This window comes from Pseudolactococcus reticulitermitis, from assembly GCF_002260845.1.
GTDB classification, from domain to species: domain Bacteria; phylum Bacillota; class Bacilli; order Lactobacillales; family Streptococcaceae; genus Pseudolactococcus; species Pseudolactococcus reticulitermitis.
Window position 1 is genome coordinate 187,817 of record NZ_BEDT01000001.1, and the last position, 17,696, is coordinate 205,512.

The following is a 17,696-nucleotide window of genomic DNA, read 5'->3' on the forward strand; positions in this document are numbered from 1 at the left end:
TCTAAGATATTTTTATTTTATCATACTTCATTTGACATCATCATCATGAAAGATTATGACCGCCATAAAAAAAATAAAACCCCAAGGGATTTTATTTCAATATCAATCTAGGATGCGTTTCAACTAAATCTTCTGCTCTCTCAGCTTACCGATTAGCATGCCGACGCTTAGGAGGGCGATGACAAAGAGTAGCTGAATGCCAAAGCCCTTGTAGAGTTCTAATTTTTGTGTGGCATTAAAAGTTGACTGATAGCCGATTAAGTCGTTGGTGACTTCATACCAGTAAACTGGTAAAAATTGGGTGATTTTTTTGATGGCTGGACTTAGCATAGATAGGGGGACGAAGACGCCACAGAGGAAACTCATCCCCAGTCCAAGGACATTGGTGACGCTGGAGATAATATCTCCCCTTTGAATGAATTTACTCATCAAGAAGGAAAGTGCCAGCGAAACCAAAATCATCAAGCCGACATTGAGCAAATAATAGGGCAGATTAGGGTCTGCCAAAAATGCTTTGCCGCTCATAGTAAGTGGTAGAGCAACCCCACAAATCAACCATAGCCCACTACCGATAACCGCTGCGCCTAGCATGAGCTGTAAATTCATCGCCCGATAGGAAACTGGGGCGCAAAGCATTCTTCTTTTCTTATCTGGGTCTGCATAGATGAGTAAAATCATCCCGAGCGAGTAGCTAATCATGGAAATCAGGATATAGGGCATGTAGCGAAAGAGATAGCTATGAAAAGGCATTTCTCCACCGCTTTTATTTTGGGCAATCAGCGTGACTTGAGACTTTTGGCTATCATAGTGCTGCACTTTTTGCACCGCTTGCGCCACGGTATCGCCACTTTCATGGAGGACTCTAACCCGTCTCAAGAATTGGTCGACTTGGTTCGTCACATAGGCACCATCAAATCCGGGTTTATTAATCAGCGTTAAAGGCGTTTGCTTGTCAAAATATTCTTTTTCAAAGCCTTTGGGGATTTTGATAACGCTATAAACATTGTCATAATAGAGATTTTCCTGAATCTTATCAGGTGTGCTAATATCCAAATCATGTTTAACACTTTGCGTTTTGTTCAGGTAGCTTACCAGACTTTTAGAAAGCGCACTCTGGTCTTGATCTTCTATGGCAATCCGTGTGGTCGTGCTTTTAAAGACTGCTGTTGGCTGATTGTCACCCATGGATAACTGGGTCAAAACTGCCATGGCAATAAAAATGATGAGGTAAAGGCTCACAGACTTGGCATCTCGTTTGAGTAAAAGTAGAAATCCTTTAAATACTGTCATAGCGTTCCCTCCTCAATAAACTAAAGGCGACGGCAATACAGACCACACTCATCACCGCCAAGGTCCACATGTCTCTAGCATAGCGTGCGGGATTATCATAAACACCTAGGCAATAAAAAGCATCTGCCAGAACGGCTGCGGGATTAATCCGATTAAAAATCGGACAATATTTTTCGACAATAATGCCCATATTTTGGAACATCAGACCTGCGAAAAATGACGGCACTAGCGTCAAAGCGACGGCAAATCCCGTTTTCAGAGTCATTGAGGCATGATTAGACGCACCAAGCATGATGCCTATGGAGACACCAATCACACAGCCCATGAACACTGTCGCAACAATTCCAACTAGATTATCGCCCAGACTCATGCCGAATCCCTTGGTGATATAAAGTGTGAGTAACAGGACACTGATAAAATCAACCATGGTGATCGTGATGAAATCAACTAAAATCAGGGCAAGTTTTGGCGTCGGTGAAATACTCCGTCTCGCACCCAAGGCAGACAGATTAGCTTGGGTTTCAAAGCTATTATTACCCCCTAAAAAGACACCAGATAAACAAGCATAAGCAATCAGCGCAAAGAAATATTGCAGGAAACTCGAGGTTGTTTTACCATTAGGCGCCACAGCCTTGACAGCCGGTTTCAAATCGGACATGGCGGAAATGGCGGCAGGTAACTTATCAGGATGTGCTTGAGCCATATCGGAAAGCAGGGCAACATTTTTAGTGTAGCCATCCAAAACCGCCTTTAAAATACTGGTATTCAAATTAGACTTGGTCACCGTCAGACTTAAATCTTGTCCAAGATAAAATAAACCGCTGATTTTGCCATCCGCTAATTTTGCCTTGGCTATTTTTTCGGTTGGATAGACTTTAAGCCTAATCAACTTTTCCTTTTGCATCTCATTTAGGAAAGCTTTTTGCGTCTCAGTCTGAGCCGACTGATGCCGCACGACCATGGCAATCGGAATCTCAGTTGCCATTTCATCATGTTTCGCCAAATCACCAAAAGCCATGAAGAAAAATGTCCCTAAAATCATAGGAAAGGCAAGTGTCCAAAAGAGAATCGAGCGATCTCTCAGCGTCTGTTTCAAACGATAAATCAATAAATGGCGCATATGTTCTCCTTTCTTTTTTGTTTAAAGAGCATTATTGTCCAATCTCACACTCTAAATCTTGTATCAATCTCGAAGTTGCTTACCTGTGATTTCTAAAAAGACATCGTTCAATGTTGGCAGTTCCGACAAGACGCGACCAAATGCCAGCTCCTGTGCTTGCAAATGCGCGAGAATTCGCACCAGATTGTGTTGAGAGCCTGTACAGCGAATCATTAAAGTCCGCCCTTGATAGGTCAACTCTAAGACATGCGGTAGGCTGTGAATCGCTGCTAAATCTGCTTCTTCTAACACAATGTCATCAATGCGAATCGTTTCACCGACCTTGAGCAAGCCTTTCAACTCCTCGCTTGACCCTTGCGCCATTACACGACCATGGTCAATAATGGCAATCCGCGTACAGATTTGCTCAACCTCCTCCATATAGTGAGAGGTGTAAATCACTGTTGACCCTTGACGATTCAGCTCTTGAATACCTTCTAAAATATTATTGCGGCTTTGCGGGTCGACTGCGACCGTCGGCTCATCCAAAATGATCAGTTTGGGTTTGTGGGCAATCCCACAGGCAATATTCAAACGGCGCAAGAGACCCCCCGATAATTTTTTAGGGAAGATTTTGACATAGTCTGCCAGACCTACAAAATCAATCGCCTCTTTGACCAACTTTTGCCGTGTTGCCTTATCTTTCACGTACAGACCACAAAAATAGTCAATATTTTCATAAACGGTCATTTGCTCAAAAACAGCAACATTTTGCATGACAATCCCAATCTCTTGTTTAATATCATAGCTGTCAACCGTCATCGGCTTCCCAAAAATGGTGATGTCACCTTTATCGTATTTTAATAAGGCTAAGAGACAGTTAATGGCTGTTGTTTTGCCTGAGCCGTTGGGACCCAACAAACCAAATATCTCCCCCTCCTGAATGTCCAAATTCAGATGGTCAAGCGCTAAAACATTGCCGTATCGTTTGACTAAATTTTCAATATGAATCATGAGCCTTACCTCCTAAAAAATCATTGGTTGATAGGTTTATTATAGCTAATCTTACCACTCAAAGTAAGTGTTAGATGTCAGTAACTGACGTGACAAATGTCATAAACTTTGAAACAACTAGATTTTAGAGCAGATACAGTGTAAAATAGAGACACTAACAGAAATCAAATGGAGGGATAAACATGCGACGCGTTAACGACCAAGTCGTCTTGATCATTTACGGTCTGGCTTTGGCTTGCACCATCAAAATAGATGCGTCGCTTGTTATTGCGCTGCTCCTTGCCACTAGCTATTCCGCTTTCATGACCCTAACTGAATCAAATCAGCTATGGCGACTTTTGTGCTTCACTGGTCTATTCTTCGCCTTTTCCGTCTTTTATCCCCTGTGTCTGCTCTTTTCACCGCTTGTCGTTTATCATATGATCTCACGCCAAAATAAGCTGGTGCTTGGGGTCAGTTTAGTGCTAGTGCTTGCTTTAGCTTACCATAGCGAGGTCATCCCACTTTTCCCAATCGGTACTTTTCTTGTGATAGGGCTGATTTTCGCAGCCTATGCAGACAATAAAACCCAGCAAATCAACACGCTTGCAACCAGCCTCCAAAAAACGCGAGATGACAGCACAGAGCTGACGCTTTTATTGCAGGAGAAAAACCGCTCCTTGAGAGACAAGCAAGACTATGAGATTTATGCCGCGACGCTCAAAGAACGGAATCGTATCGCACGTGAGATTCATGATAATGTCGGTCATCTCTTATCTCGCGCCATTTTAATCACGGGTGCGATGAAGATGACAACTCAAAATAGCAGTCTCCGTGAGCCCTTTGAGAATCTGGATACTTCCCTTGGTGAGGCCATGGATAGCATTCGGAAAAGTGTCCATGATTTGCATGATGATGCGGTCGACCTTAAAAAAGCGCTTGAAGAACTGGTTGCTGATTTTAGTTTTTGTCCCATTGATTTTTCTTATCATCTGTCGCACACAATGCCGCGTGAGGTCAAATATAATGTCATCGCCATTGTCAAGGAGGCGCTCAATAATGTTATCAAACATAGTAATGCCACGCTTGTTCGCTTAACCATCTCTGAGTCTCAAGCGCTTTACCAACTCATCATCGAAGATAACGGCACGACGATCACGCCAGACACACCAACTCGTTCGCTCAATATCGAAACACGTGGCATTGGTCTGATAAACATGACGGAGCGCGTGAAAAAATTACACGGCACCATCACTTTCTACAGTCAAAATGGTTTTATCATTTATATCAAAATTCCCAAACAGTGACAAAATGAACACAAAAGGAGCCACAACTATGCGTGTCTTAATCATAGACGACGATGCCCTCATTACTAGCGCTTTAAAAATGATTTTAGAGGTCGACCAGATTGAAGTTGTCGGGATTGGCCATGATGGCAAAGAAGCCATCCAACTCTTTGAAACCCTCAAACCCGACATCCTGCTCATGGATATTCGAATGGCTGAAATGACTGGACTTGCTGCTGCTAAAGTCATTCTTGCGCAGTATCCCGATGCTAAAATTTTACTCTTAACCACTTTTTCGGATGATGACTACATCATTCAGGCGCTTAAATATGGCGTCAAAGGTTATCTCATCAAACAAGATTACAGTAGCATTGTCCCCGCGCTCAATGCTGTCAACAATGGTCAAACCGTCTTTGGAACAGAGATTATGGCTAAAATTCCGGGACTCTTACACACCGAACAGCCTGATTCCCAAGTCAAGTTTCATTATGCAGATTACGGTCTGACCGCTAAGGAATATGACTTAATTGGTCTCGTCGCCGACGGTCTCAGTAATAAGGAAATCTCTGATCAAATCTTTCTAAGTGAAGGCACCATCCGCAATTATCTCAGTACCATCCTTGACAAATTAAATTTGCGTGACCGCACACAATTGGCTATTTTTTATCTGAAAACGAAAAATAATGTTTAGCGTAAACAAAAAAACAAACTGCAAATAGTTTTGGAGTTTGTCTTCAGACTGAAAGCAATTACACGGTTTTAATCTAAATATGATTTAATTATTTTTTCGTAATCTTTATTAATCACTGAATTAAAAGCAATATTTATAAATTGTTCTGAGCCGTTATTCAATAACAGAACTGCGTAATAGGATGGAATAAAGGCTCGTTTAGGTTTGAGCTTTTTATATGCTATTGATTTGATGTCATTTTTATCAATTACTTGGTTTTTTTTGCCAGAAAGAACAATTCCATTTTCATAAATAATAATGTTATCAGCTCCTTTGAAAACAAGTAAATATAAGCCGATTAACAAAACAATTGATCCCAAGATGACGACCATCATTTTTTCGTAAATAAAATTAGAACCAACAATCATAAAAAACCCAAGTAATAGAAAAACAATCCCACCTTTTAAACTATCAGTTTTTGATTTAAAGAGTACATTACCTTTATTGTCCATAAAACACCTCCTAAAAAATTATATCATATTTTTAATTAAAAATAAATAACTTATGAATAAGACAATAGCTACATAATAATTTTATTCTAAATATTAAACACCTTTATTTTTGAAAAAAAAGATTGGGATAAAAGGCTTCAAAAATGGATAGACTAAAATGATGCTAACTTTCGATTTTTCACAGGTTCTTGATTTTTTCAATGATAGTAGCACTTTTCTTGCTAATTTCGTATTGTTTTGACAAAAGAATACCAATTTCACACAAAATAGGCTATGAACGTTTCCGTTTAACATCGGAAATGGTTCATAGCCTATTTTTTTAAAGGACTTTTGTCCCAACCTCTTTTTTCAATATTGACTTACTTAACCTCTTCAAACGTAAAACCGCTCCAAGGCTTGATATAATCAAGCAAGAACAATTCATCATCAGAAATGCGACCAACGACATTGATTTGACCTTGGTTTGGCATATCTTTAAGCGCGATTTGTGTTTCACCCTTGTATTGACCAAATGCGACATTGCCGATTAAGATGTCACCGCGTTTGATGTCTTTTGTATCATGCGCAGGAAATTCTTTATCCTTATGCCAAACACGTGTCATTGTTGAGCGCAAGATGTATTCGCTACGGTCGCCACGGTAGCTGTGTTCACTTTCAAATAAAACAATGCGTTCATTGTCTGTGATTGACGCACTTGGCACGATTTTCAAAGCAGGCTCAGCCGCAAAGAAAGCCTCACTCATGGCTTTGATTTCTGCCTCACTGGCATAGGCATTGGCAATGGTGATATCATTAATCCCGCCCAATAATTTCATATGCTTGACTTGTGTCGCAAGATCCAAATCACGGTGGTGCTCAAGGCTGACAAGACCGTCGCTGAAAGGCCATGGGCCAAATGTCGCATCGTGTGAATTGACAAATGCCATGGTATTCAAGTTATATTGGTTAAATTTCTTGGTGCAATAGATAAAATGATCCAACGCCAAACCAGAATAACGCATTGGGTAGAAGTTGTGGCTACCTAATAACAATTCAGGATTTGGCGAATAGCTCATGATGTTATCCACATAGTTTGTCCCTTGGCTCATGTTGATTTCAACCTTGATGCCGTAAGGGTTACGAGTCATTTTAGCCTCTTCAGCGCCTGTAAACCCAAGGTCAAGACGGACACCATCAGCCCCCATCTCATGGAAAAACGATAAATCATCATAAGACACGCCAAGTTGTTCAAAAAGCGCAGGGTTAATGTCGACCATGACTTCCATGCCGAGTGAATTAGCATAATCGACAGGTTTCTTGAACCCTGCCAAGACTTCATCTTTGTCACCATTGATCTCAAGCAGACTTGTAAAGACGCGTTTGAAGCCATATTGATGTGCTAAATCAAGATAAGCCCTATCCTTTTCAAATGTGCTACGTTCAGGATAAATCGAAATGCCAAGTTTTCCCATGTGTTCCCTCCATTTGGCGCCTAGCGCCTTTGTTTAATTATCTTCATCAACTATCATTTAAAACACTCCATCAAAATGAAAACGTTTTATACTGTCATTATAACAAAAAAATTGGTCTATGCCAATTATTTAAGGTATCAAATATTTGATTTAGCCGAATGCTAAATGGCTTGTCTTATTTTTGGGATTGACTGATTTTTAGCCAAAATACCTGAAAAGGAAAAAACCTGTAACGATAAAAACAAGCATCCAAAGGATTGAGATAATCGTTCCAAGTTTGGCAAATTGATGACCTTTCAAGTCATGCGCATCAATATGTTCAAAAGCAGTCAAGCTAAAAATCAGTCCTGGCAGGGCTGTGATTGGAATAATCGCCAAAATAAGACCAGCGACAGCGGCCTTACTAACGGGTTGATTTTGCGTCGATTTTGAATTTCTCATATTAGGTTCATTCTATCAAAATTTAGAACAAATAACAAGATTGCTTGCACATTTTTTCTTACAAGCTATCGCCCTATATTTTTTTAAAAGATGGTACAATAAACTTATGTTCGCATTTATCAAGAAAAATAAATTAGCACTTGTCATCAGTTTTCTTATTCCCCTCCTTATCATCGCCATCAACTTTGCCCTGCTTGGAATTTATTGGGGCAGTGCTAAAACCGTATTGGCGGGCGACGCCTACCACCAATACGTTGCCTTTCATGCGCTTTTTTCAGATATTTTACACCATGGTTCTGGCTTCTTTTATACCTTTACCAGCGGTCTAGGACTGAATTTCTTCAGTTTTTCATCCTACTATTTAGGCAGCTTGCTCATGCCACTGACTTATTTTTTTAATGCCGCAAACATGCCGGATGGTCTCTATCTCCTGACCTTGCTTAAATTTGGCTTGATCGGCTTATCGAGCTTTGTCGCCTTCAAAAATATGTACCGCTCCCTATCAAATTGGCTCATCATCAGCTTATCCAGCGCCTACGCCCTTATGAGTTTCATCGTTAATCAATCCGAAATCATCATGTGGCTCGATGTCTTCATCTGGCTCCCCCTCATCATCTGCGGTCTCCACAGTATGATGGCACACGGCAAACGCCGACTTTACTACGTCAGCCTGACTCTCCTCTTCATCCAAAATTACTATTTTGGCTTCATGATGGCGCTCTTTCTCATCGGCTATTTCTTAGTCAGACTGACCTTTGACGGCTGGTCTTGGCGCAAAACACTAGATTTTGCTATCACATCACTTCTCGCTGCCTGCACCAGCTTGATCATGATTCTCCCCATGTATCTCGATTTAAAGGCCAACGGCGAGAGTTTCACCAAAATCACCGAACTTTTCACAGACAAATCTTGGTACTTCGATATTTTCGCTAAAAACTTCGTTGCCAGCTATGACACGACCCAGTACGGTGCCGTACCAACCATTTATATTGGACTTCTGCCGCTCCTACTCGCCTGTCTCCTCTTTGCGACCACCTCTATCCGCCTGCGCACCAAACTTGCCTACCTCGCGCTCCTCGGCTTCATCACCGCCTCTTTCTACCTGCGCCCCCTCGACCTCTTCTGGCAGGGCATGCACACGCCCAACATGTTCCTCCACCGTTATAGTTTCGTCTTCAGCCTTTTAGTCATCCTAATGGCTGCTGAAACTTTAACACGACTATCTGAGATTAAGCTCCGTTGGCTTGGCATCACTGTCTTTGTCTTAACAGCAGGCTTTACAGCGACAGTTGTCAGTCGCCATTATCCCTATGTTAAAAGCCTTAATCTCTCCTTGACCCTACTATTTGTCCTAGCTTACTTGATTATCCTCATCGCCAAGCGCAAGAAATGGCTACTGCCCAACACTTTCCCGATTTTCATCGCCATTTTCATGATTTTTGAATTAGGCATTAACGGCTACTATCAGCTCAACGGTGTCTCTGAAGAATGGCACTACGCAGCTCGGACTGCCTATGATGAACAGACTAAGAAAATGCTTCCCGCAGCTAAGGCTATCGCATCCGATACCAATTTTTATCGCATGGATGAGACCAAGCCAGATACAGCCAATGATGGCATGAAATACGGCTACAAATCGCTTAGTCAATTTTCCTCTGTGAGAAATCGCAAGTCCTCAGCCACCCTCAATCTCCTCGGTTTTCGCTCCACAGGCACCAATCTTAACCTCCGCTATCCACTCAATACCCTGCTGATGGATGCTATTTTCAATATCCGCTACAACATCAATACGACCCAGCCTGATAAATATGGCTTTAATCCTGCCAATGCGACCGTTCCTAATCTGACCCAAAATTCCTACGCCTTGCCACCCGCTATTTTTGTCGAAAAAGGTTATACCGATGTCAAATTATCAGATAAAAATATCTTGGCCAATCAAACCAAATTCGTCAATCAATTAGCAGGCACACAGGAAACCTTTTTTAAGCAATTTTATGTCGATCAAGAAACAACATCAGCGATGATTACAGGCGGTAAAGGACGTGTCACGCTGACCCAAAAAGGCAGCGAGGATATGTCGCTTTCCTACACGGTAACAGCACCAGCAGGTGGACAAGCTTACCTTAAACTGGCCGATGTGACTTATCAAAACACCGAGGCTGAATATGTCAAAGTCACCATCAATGGTCGCACCACCTTTATCAACACCAATGACACAGGTGCTTTTATCAACCTAGGCTATTTCGAGCAAGCGACACAAGTTGCCATCACGCTGACTTTTCCAGAAAATCGTTATGTTAACTTTGACACGACAGAATTTTGGACCATGCCAGTTAGCACTTATACAGAGACAATTCATAAGCTCAAGACCAATCAAGTCACAGCAAAAGCCATTAAGAATGGACTAGAAGCCACCGTCTCTGCTAACCACAACGGCGATTTATTTCTGACACTCCCATACGACAAAGGCTGGTCTGCCAAAGTCGATGGCAAGCCAGTCAAAATCAAGCAGGCTCAGACTGGTTTCATGACCATTCCGATGACCAAGGGCACGCATACGGTCAAACTCAAGTTTACCCCACAAGGTTTTAAACTTGGTAGTCTTTGCTTTGTCCTAGCTTTATTGACCTTTATCTGCTATAACCGTTACATGAAAAAACACATCAGTCAAGTTGAGCCTGACTGATGTGTTTTTGTTTAACTAATGAGTTTGGCAAGAAAGCCTCCACCATGGACAAGGATATAGGAATAGAGGTATATCGGCAAGGGTTTCGCGACAAACATTGTGAATAGAAAGTATTTCCAAGTCATTTTAGTCTGACTGGAGATTAACACCAAGGCATCGTCTGGTGCGACAGGAAAAAGAATGGCGATAAAAAACAAAATATCGTATTTCTTCTGACCTTTATCGACCCACCCCATGTATTTATTGTAGTGTTTTTCTTTGATAAAGGTTTTAGCTAGAGCAGAGCCATAGACACGCCCCATGTGAAAAAGGATAATCGAGCCGATGACAATCCCAACATAATTATAGAGAAAGCCGACATAAGGGCCAAACATCATGACGCCCGCTGCCGTTGTAATCCCACCAGGAATTATCGGAATGACAACCTGTATAATTTGCAGACCAATGAAGATAAACGGACCAAGGATATAATGCGCCATGACCAACTGCGACAGTGCCTGAGGATCACGTAAAATATCAATACGATAAAGGTAATAACCGCCAATCAAACAACCAATAATCCCAAGAATTGAGATGACATTAAAAATCTTCTGAACGACTTTTAAAACCTTTTCATTCATATCCTTCTTTTCCCATTCTATTTACCTTGTCAGAAAGTCCTTGATACTATATCTCTTCCTTACGACCTTTTAAGTAGGTCATCTGCTCTTTTGTCCAATCGGCTAACTGCTCTTTAAAGGGCTGAAAACCGATTTTATTGGCTGGATTATTAAAGTGAAATCTGCGTTGCACATGATGCGTTTGCGGCTGTTTTTCTAGCGTTCTCAAGCTGAGTGAAATTTTGCCGTTAAATTCATCAACATCAATCACCTGCGCCTGACACACTTGACCGACTTCAATTACATCGTGAATGTCTGCGACATAACCTGATTTGATTTCTGAGATATGAATCAAACCACGCTGTTTCCCAAATTTGACAAAGGCACCGTATTTTTGTAAGCCTGTGATGTCAACTTTGACAATATCCCCAATTTTAATAGATTGATTCGTCATGTGCTTATTTTTTCTCTAAATCAATGCTGATGATTGCAACATCATTTTCTGGTTTGTCTTGGAAACCTGTTGGTTCTTTGGCGATGCGGTCAAGCGTTTCAAAACTTTCAGCATTGGCTAATTGACCGAAAACAGTATGGCGACCATCCAAATGCGGTGTGCCCCCAGCTGTATAGATTTCAGCAATTTCTTCTGGCCAGCCACCTTTGACAAGCGCTGATTTATCATAAGGCAGGTTTTCATTTTGAACGATGAAAAATTGGCTGCCATTTGTGTTAGGTCCAGCATTAGCCATTGACAAAGCGCCACGAATATTGAAAACATTTTCTGAAAATTCATCTTCAAATTTTTCGCCATAGATCGATTCGCCACCCATGCCTGTACCCGTTGGGTCGCCACCCTGAATCATGAAATCACGAATGATACGGTGGAAAATCACACCATTGTAATAACCTTTTTCAGTTAATTCAACGAAGTTTTTGACCGTTTTAGGGGCAACATCATCAAATAATTTAACGGTTAAATCGCCAAGGTTCGTGTGAATTGTCGCAACTGTACCAGCGTAGTTTTCTAAATCTGTTTGTGGATATGTGATTGTCATGTTATTTTTCCTTTCTGCGATTTCACTTCAATATGTGAAATCTTGAAACTTGACCTGAGCATACGCTCAAGCCAAGCAGGGTCATTCGCGACCTATCGTCCGCTCAAAGTCTTTCTGCGATTTCACTTCAATATGTGAAATCTTGACCTGAGCATGCGCTCAAAGTCTTCTTTTTTATCTATATTTCCGTTTATAAGATATTCAGAGCTTTCAAAGCCTTTTCTATCCCGTCGTTTTCAACGGTGTCCGTGATGTAGTCCGCCATTTCCAAAATTTTGGGATGGGAAACTTTCATGGCTACCGAAAGCCCACCGAGGTCAAAAAGTTCGACATCGTTCAGCTCATCACCAAAGTTCATCACGTTAGCGGCACTTAAGCCTAGTTTATCTAAGACTTGGCGCACGCCTTCTGCCTTACTGCCTGTCATCGGGACAATGTCGGATGAATGTGGATGCCAGCGAACCATTCGAACCTTGTCAGCCAGCTTTTCAGGTAAGACAAGCTGATCATCATGCTCTGATAGGGATTCCATCTGATAAATATCGTGTGTCAGATAATAATCTGGATTAACTGGTAATTGACCGTAGATTGGTGCAATCGCTGCTCGCATCGTATCAGACCATGCCGAAGCAACAACTTCATCAGCACCATAGAAGGCATATTCGGATGAAGAAGCCTCTAACCAAGCCACAAGCTCTGAAACGACTGTTGTGGGGAGTGCATGCTGATAAATGATTTGATCCAACTTATCGACAACATAAGCGCCATTGGCTGTGACAAAGAAGTCCGGATTAAGCGCGCGAATTTCAGGGACAACACCAAACAAATTGCGACCTGTGGCAATCCCTGTCAAAATCCCTTTTTCACGGAGAGCAGCAAAGATTTGTGGCATAGATGCTGGCATAAAACCGGTATCTTTCACACGTAGCGTATCATCAATATCAAAAAAAATAATTTGAATCTCTTTTGCTCTATTTAGTAATTTTTCCATAGATCTATTATAGCATTTTCAGGCAATTTTGTGCTTAATGGCGTATATGGCTGCTTGTGTGCGATCTTCTACCTGTAACTTGGACAAAATATTAGACACATGCGTTTTCACGGTTTTTAAGGAGATATAGAGTTCATCAGCAATTTCTTGATTGGACAAACCCTTGGCGATTTCTTTTAACACTTCAGCTTCACGCGCAGTCAACTCTTCATGTAACTCTGGCTGGGCATGTTTTTTTTCATAAATCTTAGTCCGCACGCTGTCCGAAATCACATCCTGACCTTGTGCAATCCTACGAACTGAGGCTGCAATTTCATGGGCTTGAGATGTTTTCAGAATATAACCTTTGACACCTGCTTCCAAGGCTGGAAAAATTTTCTCATCATCCAAAAAGCTGGTTAAAATCAAAATTTTTGCCTCTGGATTTTCAAGTAAAATGGCTTTGGAAGCTTCGATACCATCCATTTCATCCATGACCAAGTCCATCAAAATCACATCTGGGCGATGTTGCTTGGCTTTCTGAACACCATCTAAACCGTTGACTGCCTCTGCCACGACTATCAAGTCGTCCTGCATGTTGAGATAGCTTGAAAGTCCTAGACGTACCATCTGATGATCGTCTACAAGCATGACTGTTATTTTTTCCATTTTCATTCCTAACTTATTTGACCTTGGGAATAACGATTTTAACAACCGTTCCAGCTCCTGGCGCAGAGTTCAACTCCACTGTACCACCCAGAGATAGCGTCCGCTCCCTGATATTTTTCAAACCTTGACTGGCGGTTTTTCCAACCGTTGGATCAAACCCAACCCCATCATCCTTAACTACAAGCACCAAAGTTCCCGCCGTTTGACTAAAAGAAATATAGATATTTTGCGCTTTTGCATGACGGAGCGTATTGGATAACAACTCTTGCGTCATTCGGAAAATGTTGTTCTCGATATTTTTATCGGCTTTGATTTCAGCGACGTTCGCTGAGATTTTCGCTGAAATTTTGGCTTGGAGTTCATCTATGAGCGCATTCAGTCCCTCAGTCAAGGTCTTGTCCGCTAACTCTGATGGACGCAGATGCAACAATAAAGCCCGCATCTCATCTTGTGCCTCATGCAAAATTTTCAGCGTCAAAGTCGCTTGACTGGTAATTTGTTTCGACGTCAGGTTCGGGTTATCAACGACAGAAGATAAAATCATCGTCGCTGCAAATAATTCCTGACTGACTGAATCATGTAGTTCTCGTGAAATCCGAATCCGTTCAGCTTCAACAATCGCCGCCTGCTCAATATTTTGGGTCACAGAGAGGCTTTGCAGCTCCACAGACATCTCCTGCATCCGTTTGGAAAGCGCCTGTAGCATCTCGAGTTCTGGGGTTTCATTATTGAGGATTTTATCAATATCCTGCGTCAAACATGACTGCTGCTCACCATGTTGCAACATAAAAAAGCTAGCATAGATAAGCGTTAAAACTGCCGATACGGTCAATGTCAGCCAAGTCGTTTTGACATCGAGCAAGTTGATATGCAGTAAGCTCAGCAAGGCGACAACAGCCCCCATAGTGATGAGAAACCAGGTGATAAAACTCGCGACAATATTGCGTTTTAAAATCATCCTGACCGCCTAGCCCTTAACCACTTCAACGTTGCCACGACCGACATGGACGGTAATCCGAATACGCTTGTCAGACGTTCCGAACTCATCTGTCATGTATCTAACGTGTTCTGCATTCACTTTCGTGATGTCATCGAAAATCTTGACAACGCCTGAAAGCGCCGTGACATCCAGCATGACCGCCACATCTTCAGGCACGATAATCTTCGTATTCCCTGAAGCTTTTTTAATGGTCAAGTCGTTGCCCGTCGGTTGAAAAGTCGTGCAACCTAAGTCGATAACGTCATTACCAGACAAGCGAGAAACCGCATTTTCAGACTGGTTGTCAAAAATACCACGGCGTTCAAACCCCGCCTCTTCTGACTTGTGAAACCTTGGGTCATTCACAGACGTGTAGGTCGTGCCAGACGATTTCCAAAAAATAATCCCCGCAATCACTGGGAAAAGCAAGGCTAGCCAAGTATAGCCATCTGCCACAAACATAATCAAGGCGATAACGCCAAAGGCAATAGCAATTTGCCGCAAAACTTGCTGGGCTGTCCAAGTCGCAACCCGACTAGAGAGATAGGCAAAGAATAGCCCCAGACCGAGGACAGCCAAAAAGAAGGGGTTTCTAATCAGGGAAATACCTAACAGTACGAGCAATACAAGTTCTATGATGATGAAAAGCTTAAATTTATTCATACTTCCATTTTACCATTTTAAGTGCTAAAAAAATCAGCCATAGGACTGATTTGAGAAGATTTATTTTTTAGAAGCCATATCTTATAAATTGACGGACAGCCAATGCAAGTATCACAATGCCAAGTACTGTATAAACCATTCTTGGATGTTTAAACATTTTTTATCTAGGTCAGTTGTGCGATTGCTGATACCCACATAGAAACACTTCCCAGCTAGTGCAATTTGCAGTATCAACGAGATTTTATCTAACATAATTAATCCTTTTTAACTGAACATCCCCTTTATTCTAAGCGTTTTATATCCTTTATTATACTCTGCTATGACACTGCTGTCAAAAATATAAAGACATATTCAGCACTCAAAAAAGTCCTGCTTGCATCGGCAATGATACAAACAGGACTTTTCATCTGTAAAGTTAGAGACACTTAACGAATGCCCAAAGCAATTCGTGCATAGCGAGACATTTTATCAACACTCCACGCCGGATACCAAACCAGTTTCACTTCTGTTTCAGTGACTTCTGGCACTTCTTTCATGGCATCGTGAATTTGATCTGTCAATAAATCTGCCAGTGGACAACCCATTGTTGTCAGGGTCATTTGAATTTCAGTTCGACCGCTATCTTCAAATTCGATGGCGTAAACTAGACCAAGGTTGATAATATCAACGCCTAGCTCGGGGTCAATCACGCTTTCTAGCGCTGAGAGAATTCTATCTTTAATTTTTTCTACTTCTTCTGGGGTATAATTTGCCATTTTCGGTCACAAACCTTTCCTTACACTTAGTAGCTTTATTCTAACAGAATTTGTTCATTTTGACAAACTTATTTGACTAAATGACCGAACTACTATCAAAAAATGGTACCAGAATTCTGATACCATTTTCATTATGTTTATTGTGTCACCATGACACGCAGGGTTTCATCGATTTTTTCAGCTGTTTTACGGCCTTCACGAATGCCCCAAATCACGAGGGAAGGACCACGTTTGGCATCACCTGATACATAGACTTTTTCGTTATTTGTCGTATTGTCATCGAAGATTTGCGTGATGCCGAAGCCTTGAAAGATAGATTGTTCTGCACCAGTGAAGCCCATGGCAAGAAGGACTAAATCAGCTTTCAAGGTTTCTTCTGTGCCTGCAACTGGCTTGAAGTCTGGACCGACTTGGACTGTATTAATCGCAATTAATTGCCCACGTTCTGCTCCGATAAACTCCGTTGTTGACGTTGCATAGTGGGTCAAATTGAGATTACCAGCGGCAATAGCTTCTTCCTGACCATAACCTTTACGGTCAACCATGGGATATTCAGGCCATGGATTGGCGTCAGTTCGTTGACTCGGTAGCTGAGGTGTAATCTCAAGCTGGGTCACACTGGCAGCGCCGAGACGAATCGCTGTGCCGATACAGTCATTACCTGTATCCCCACCACCGATCACGACAACATTTTGACCTTCAAGAGATTGACGCATTTTTTTGTCGCCATTGGCAAGGACGATTTTTGTAATATCTGTTAGGAAATCAACCGCAAATTTAACGCCATTGAGTTCACGTCCTGGAACTGGTAAGTCACGTGGCACGCTGGCACCTGTCGCCAAAATCACACGATCAAAGTCTGCTTCCAAAACTTCAAATGAGATGTCACGACCAATTTCTGTATTGGCAACAAATTCAATCCCGATTTCTGCCATGATATCAATGCGACGTTGGACGATATCCTTGTCAAGTTTCATGTTCGGAATGCCATACATGAGCAAGCCACCAAAGCGGTCAGAGCGTTCGAAGACTGTCACGTTATGTCCCAGTTGGTTCAATCGCCAAGCTGCCGAAAGTCCCGCAGGGCCAGAGCCAACAACGGCAATTCTAAAGTCAGTCCGTTCTTTTGGACGACCGCTATCTGCTACCCAACCTTGTTCAAAGGCATTATCAATGATGAAGCGCTCATTATCATGAATGGCAACACCATCGCCGTTGAGGTTTTCAGTACAGCCTTTTTCACAGGGTGCCGGGCAGACACGACCGGTCATCTCTGGCAAAGGATTAGTTCGTGACAAACGGTCAAAAGCTTTCTTGAACTCCCCACGATAGACGAGGTCATTCCATTCAGGAATTAAGTTGTCATTCGGACAACCTGAGACAGCGCGACCGCCACCGTAAAATTCGCCAGCGTGACAGAAAGGTATCCCACATCCCATGCAGCGAGCTGCTTGTTCTTGTCGTTCATCAACGTCAAGTGGCACTTGTAATTCTTCAAAGTCCAAGACGCGCTCAGCGACAGGACGGTAAGGGTTATCCTTACGTTTATATTTCATAAAGCCAAATGGATCTGCCATC

General features: G+C 42.1%; 18 protein-coding genes. 3 read left to right on the plus strand and 15 right to left on the minus strand.

Features of this window, described 5'->3' with window-relative positions:
* Nucleotides 1-123: 123 nt before the first annotated feature.
* From RsY01_RS00845 to RsY01_RS00855, 3 genes are all read right to left on the minus strand, one after another.
* On the minus strand, nucleotides 124-1,290 hold the full coding sequence (locus tag RsY01_RS00845) for an ABC transporter permease (protein ID WP_094783675.1): 1,167 nt from the start codon (nucleotides 1,288-1,290) through the stop codon (nucleotides 124-126).
* On the minus strand, nucleotides 1,277-2,410 hold the full coding sequence (locus RsY01_RS00850; RefSeq protein WP_094783676.1) for an ABC transporter permease: 1,134 nt from the start codon (nucleotides 2,408-2,410) through the stop codon (nucleotides 1,277-1,279). The genes RsY01_RS00845 and RsY01_RS00850 overlap by 14 nt, the downstream gene beginning before the upstream one ends.
* 63 nt (nucleotides 2,411-2,473) lie before the next feature.
* Nucleotides 2,474-3,403 carry an ABC transporter ATP-binding protein gene (locus RsY01_RS00855; protein WP_094783677.1) on the minus strand — a complete coding sequence of 310 codons (930 nt, stop codon included), beginning with the start codon at nucleotides 3,401-3,403 and terminating at the stop codon, nucleotides 2,474-2,476.
* A 182-nt stretch (nucleotides 3,404-3,585) separates the two neighbouring features.
* Between RsY01_RS00855 and RsY01_RS00860 the strand changes: the two genes are divergently transcribed.
* Together RsY01_RS00860 and RsY01_RS00865 are read left to right on the plus strand one after the other, a co-directional pair.
* The gene (locus RsY01_RS00860; protein WP_202971651.1) at nucleotides 3,586-4,689 is read left to right on the plus strand and encodes a sensor histidine kinase; all 1,104 of its coding nucleotides are present in this window, start codon (nucleotides 3,586-3,588) and stop codon (nucleotides 4,687-4,689) included.
* Nucleotides 4,690-4,717: 28 nt separating this feature from the next.
* Nucleotides 4,718-5,359 carry a response regulator gene (locus tag RsY01_RS00865; RefSeq protein ID WP_094783678.1) on the plus strand — a complete coding sequence of 214 codons (642 nt, stop codon included), beginning with the start codon at nucleotides 4,718-4,720 and terminating at the stop codon, nucleotides 5,357-5,359.
* A 68-nt stretch (nucleotides 5,360-5,427) separates the two neighbouring features.
* Here RsY01_RS00865 and RsY01_RS00870 read toward each other — a convergent pair whose 3' ends face one another.
* The 3 genes from RsY01_RS00870 to RsY01_RS00880 all read right to left on the minus strand — a co-directional run bounded on the left by RsY01_RS00870 (nucleotide 5,428) and on the right by RsY01_RS00880 (nucleotide 7,742).
* The gene (locus RsY01_RS00870) at nucleotides 5,428-5,850 is read right to left on the minus strand and encodes a hypothetical protein (protein ID WP_094783679.1); all 423 of its coding nucleotides are present in this window, start codon (nucleotides 5,848-5,850) and stop codon (nucleotides 5,428-5,430) included.
* Nucleotides 5,851-6,209: 359 nt separating this feature from the next.
* Nucleotides 6,210-7,301 carry a DUF871 domain-containing protein gene (locus RsY01_RS00875; protein WP_094783680.1) on the minus strand — a complete coding sequence of 364 codons (1,092 nt, stop codon included), beginning with the start codon at nucleotides 7,299-7,301 and terminating at the stop codon, nucleotides 6,210-6,212.
* A 198-nt stretch (nucleotides 7,302-7,499) separates the two neighbouring features.
* Complete coding sequence (locus RsY01_RS00880; RefSeq protein ID WP_094783681.1) at nucleotides 7,500-7,742, minus strand: hypothetical protein; 243 nt, start codon at nucleotides 7,740-7,742, stop codon at nucleotides 7,500-7,502.
* 106 nt (nucleotides 7,743-7,848) lie between these two features.
* Between RsY01_RS00880 and RsY01_RS00885 the strand changes: the two genes are divergently transcribed.
* Nucleotides 7,849-10,428 (plus strand): YfhO family protein, encoded by a 2,580-nt coding sequence (locus RsY01_RS00885; RefSeq protein ID WP_094783682.1) that lies wholly within the window; start codon nucleotides 7,849-7,851, stop codon nucleotides 10,426-10,428.
* Between the two features lie 11 nt (nucleotides 10,429-10,439).
* Here the strand turns inward: RsY01_RS00885 and RsY01_RS00890 are convergent, their stop codons facing one another.
* From RsY01_RS00890 to RsY01_RS00930, 9 genes are all read right to left on the minus strand, one after another.
* Nucleotides 10,440-11,048: a TVP38/TMEM64 family protein gene (locus RsY01_RS00890; RefSeq protein ID WP_094783683.1), complete on the minus strand. Its 609-nt coding sequence runs from the start codon at nucleotides 11,046-11,048 to the stop codon at nucleotides 10,440-10,442.
* A gap of 46 nt (nucleotides 11,049-11,094) precedes the next feature.
* Nucleotides 11,095-11,481: a CvfD/Ygs/GSP13 family RNA-binding post-transcriptional regulator gene (locus RsY01_RS00895; RefSeq protein WP_094783684.1), complete on the minus strand. Its 387-nt coding sequence runs from the start codon at nucleotides 11,479-11,481 to the stop codon at nucleotides 11,095-11,097.
* Nucleotides 11,482-11,485: 4 nt separating this feature from the next.
* On the minus strand, nucleotides 11,486-12,076 hold the full coding sequence (locus tag RsY01_RS00900; RefSeq protein WP_094784217.1) for a peptidylprolyl isomerase: 591 nt from the start codon (nucleotides 12,074-12,076) through the stop codon (nucleotides 11,486-11,488).
* A gap of 196 nt (nucleotides 12,077-12,272) precedes the next feature.
* A complete protein-coding gene (locus RsY01_RS00905) occupies nucleotides 12,273-13,073 on the minus strand; it encodes a Cof-type HAD-IIB family hydrolase (protein ID WP_094783685.1) in 801 nt (266 codons plus the stop codon).
* 18 nt (nucleotides 13,074-13,091) lie between these two features.
* Entirely contained in the window at nucleotides 13,092-13,721 is a 630-nt protein-coding gene (locus RsY01_RS00910) for a response regulator (RefSeq protein ID WP_094783686.1), read from the minus strand.
* A 13-nt stretch (nucleotides 13,722-13,734) separates the two neighbouring features.
* Nucleotides 13,735-14,679 carry a sensor histidine kinase gene (locus RsY01_RS00915; RefSeq protein WP_094783687.1) on the minus strand — a complete coding sequence of 315 codons (945 nt, stop codon included), beginning with the start codon at nucleotides 14,677-14,679 and terminating at the stop codon, nucleotides 13,735-13,737.
* A 9-nt stretch (nucleotides 14,680-14,688) separates the two neighbouring features.
* A complete protein-coding gene (gene liaF, locus RsY01_RS00920; protein WP_094783688.1) occupies nucleotides 14,689-15,363 on the minus strand; it encodes a cell wall-active antibiotics response protein LiaF in 675 nt (224 codons plus the stop codon).
* Between the two features lie 425 nt (nucleotides 15,364-15,788).
* Complete coding sequence (locus tag RsY01_RS00925) at nucleotides 15,789-16,118, minus strand: metal-sulfur cluster assembly factor (RefSeq protein ID WP_003136980.1); 330 nt, start codon at nucleotides 16,116-16,118, stop codon at nucleotides 15,789-15,791.
* A 137-nt stretch (nucleotides 16,119-16,255) separates the two neighbouring features.
* On the minus strand, nucleotides 16,256-17,695 hold the full coding sequence (locus RsY01_RS00930) for a glutamate synthase subunit beta (RefSeq protein WP_094783689.1): 1,440 nt from the start codon (nucleotides 17,693-17,695) through the stop codon (nucleotides 16,256-16,258).
* Between the last annotated feature and the right edge of the window lies 1 nt (nucleotide 17,696).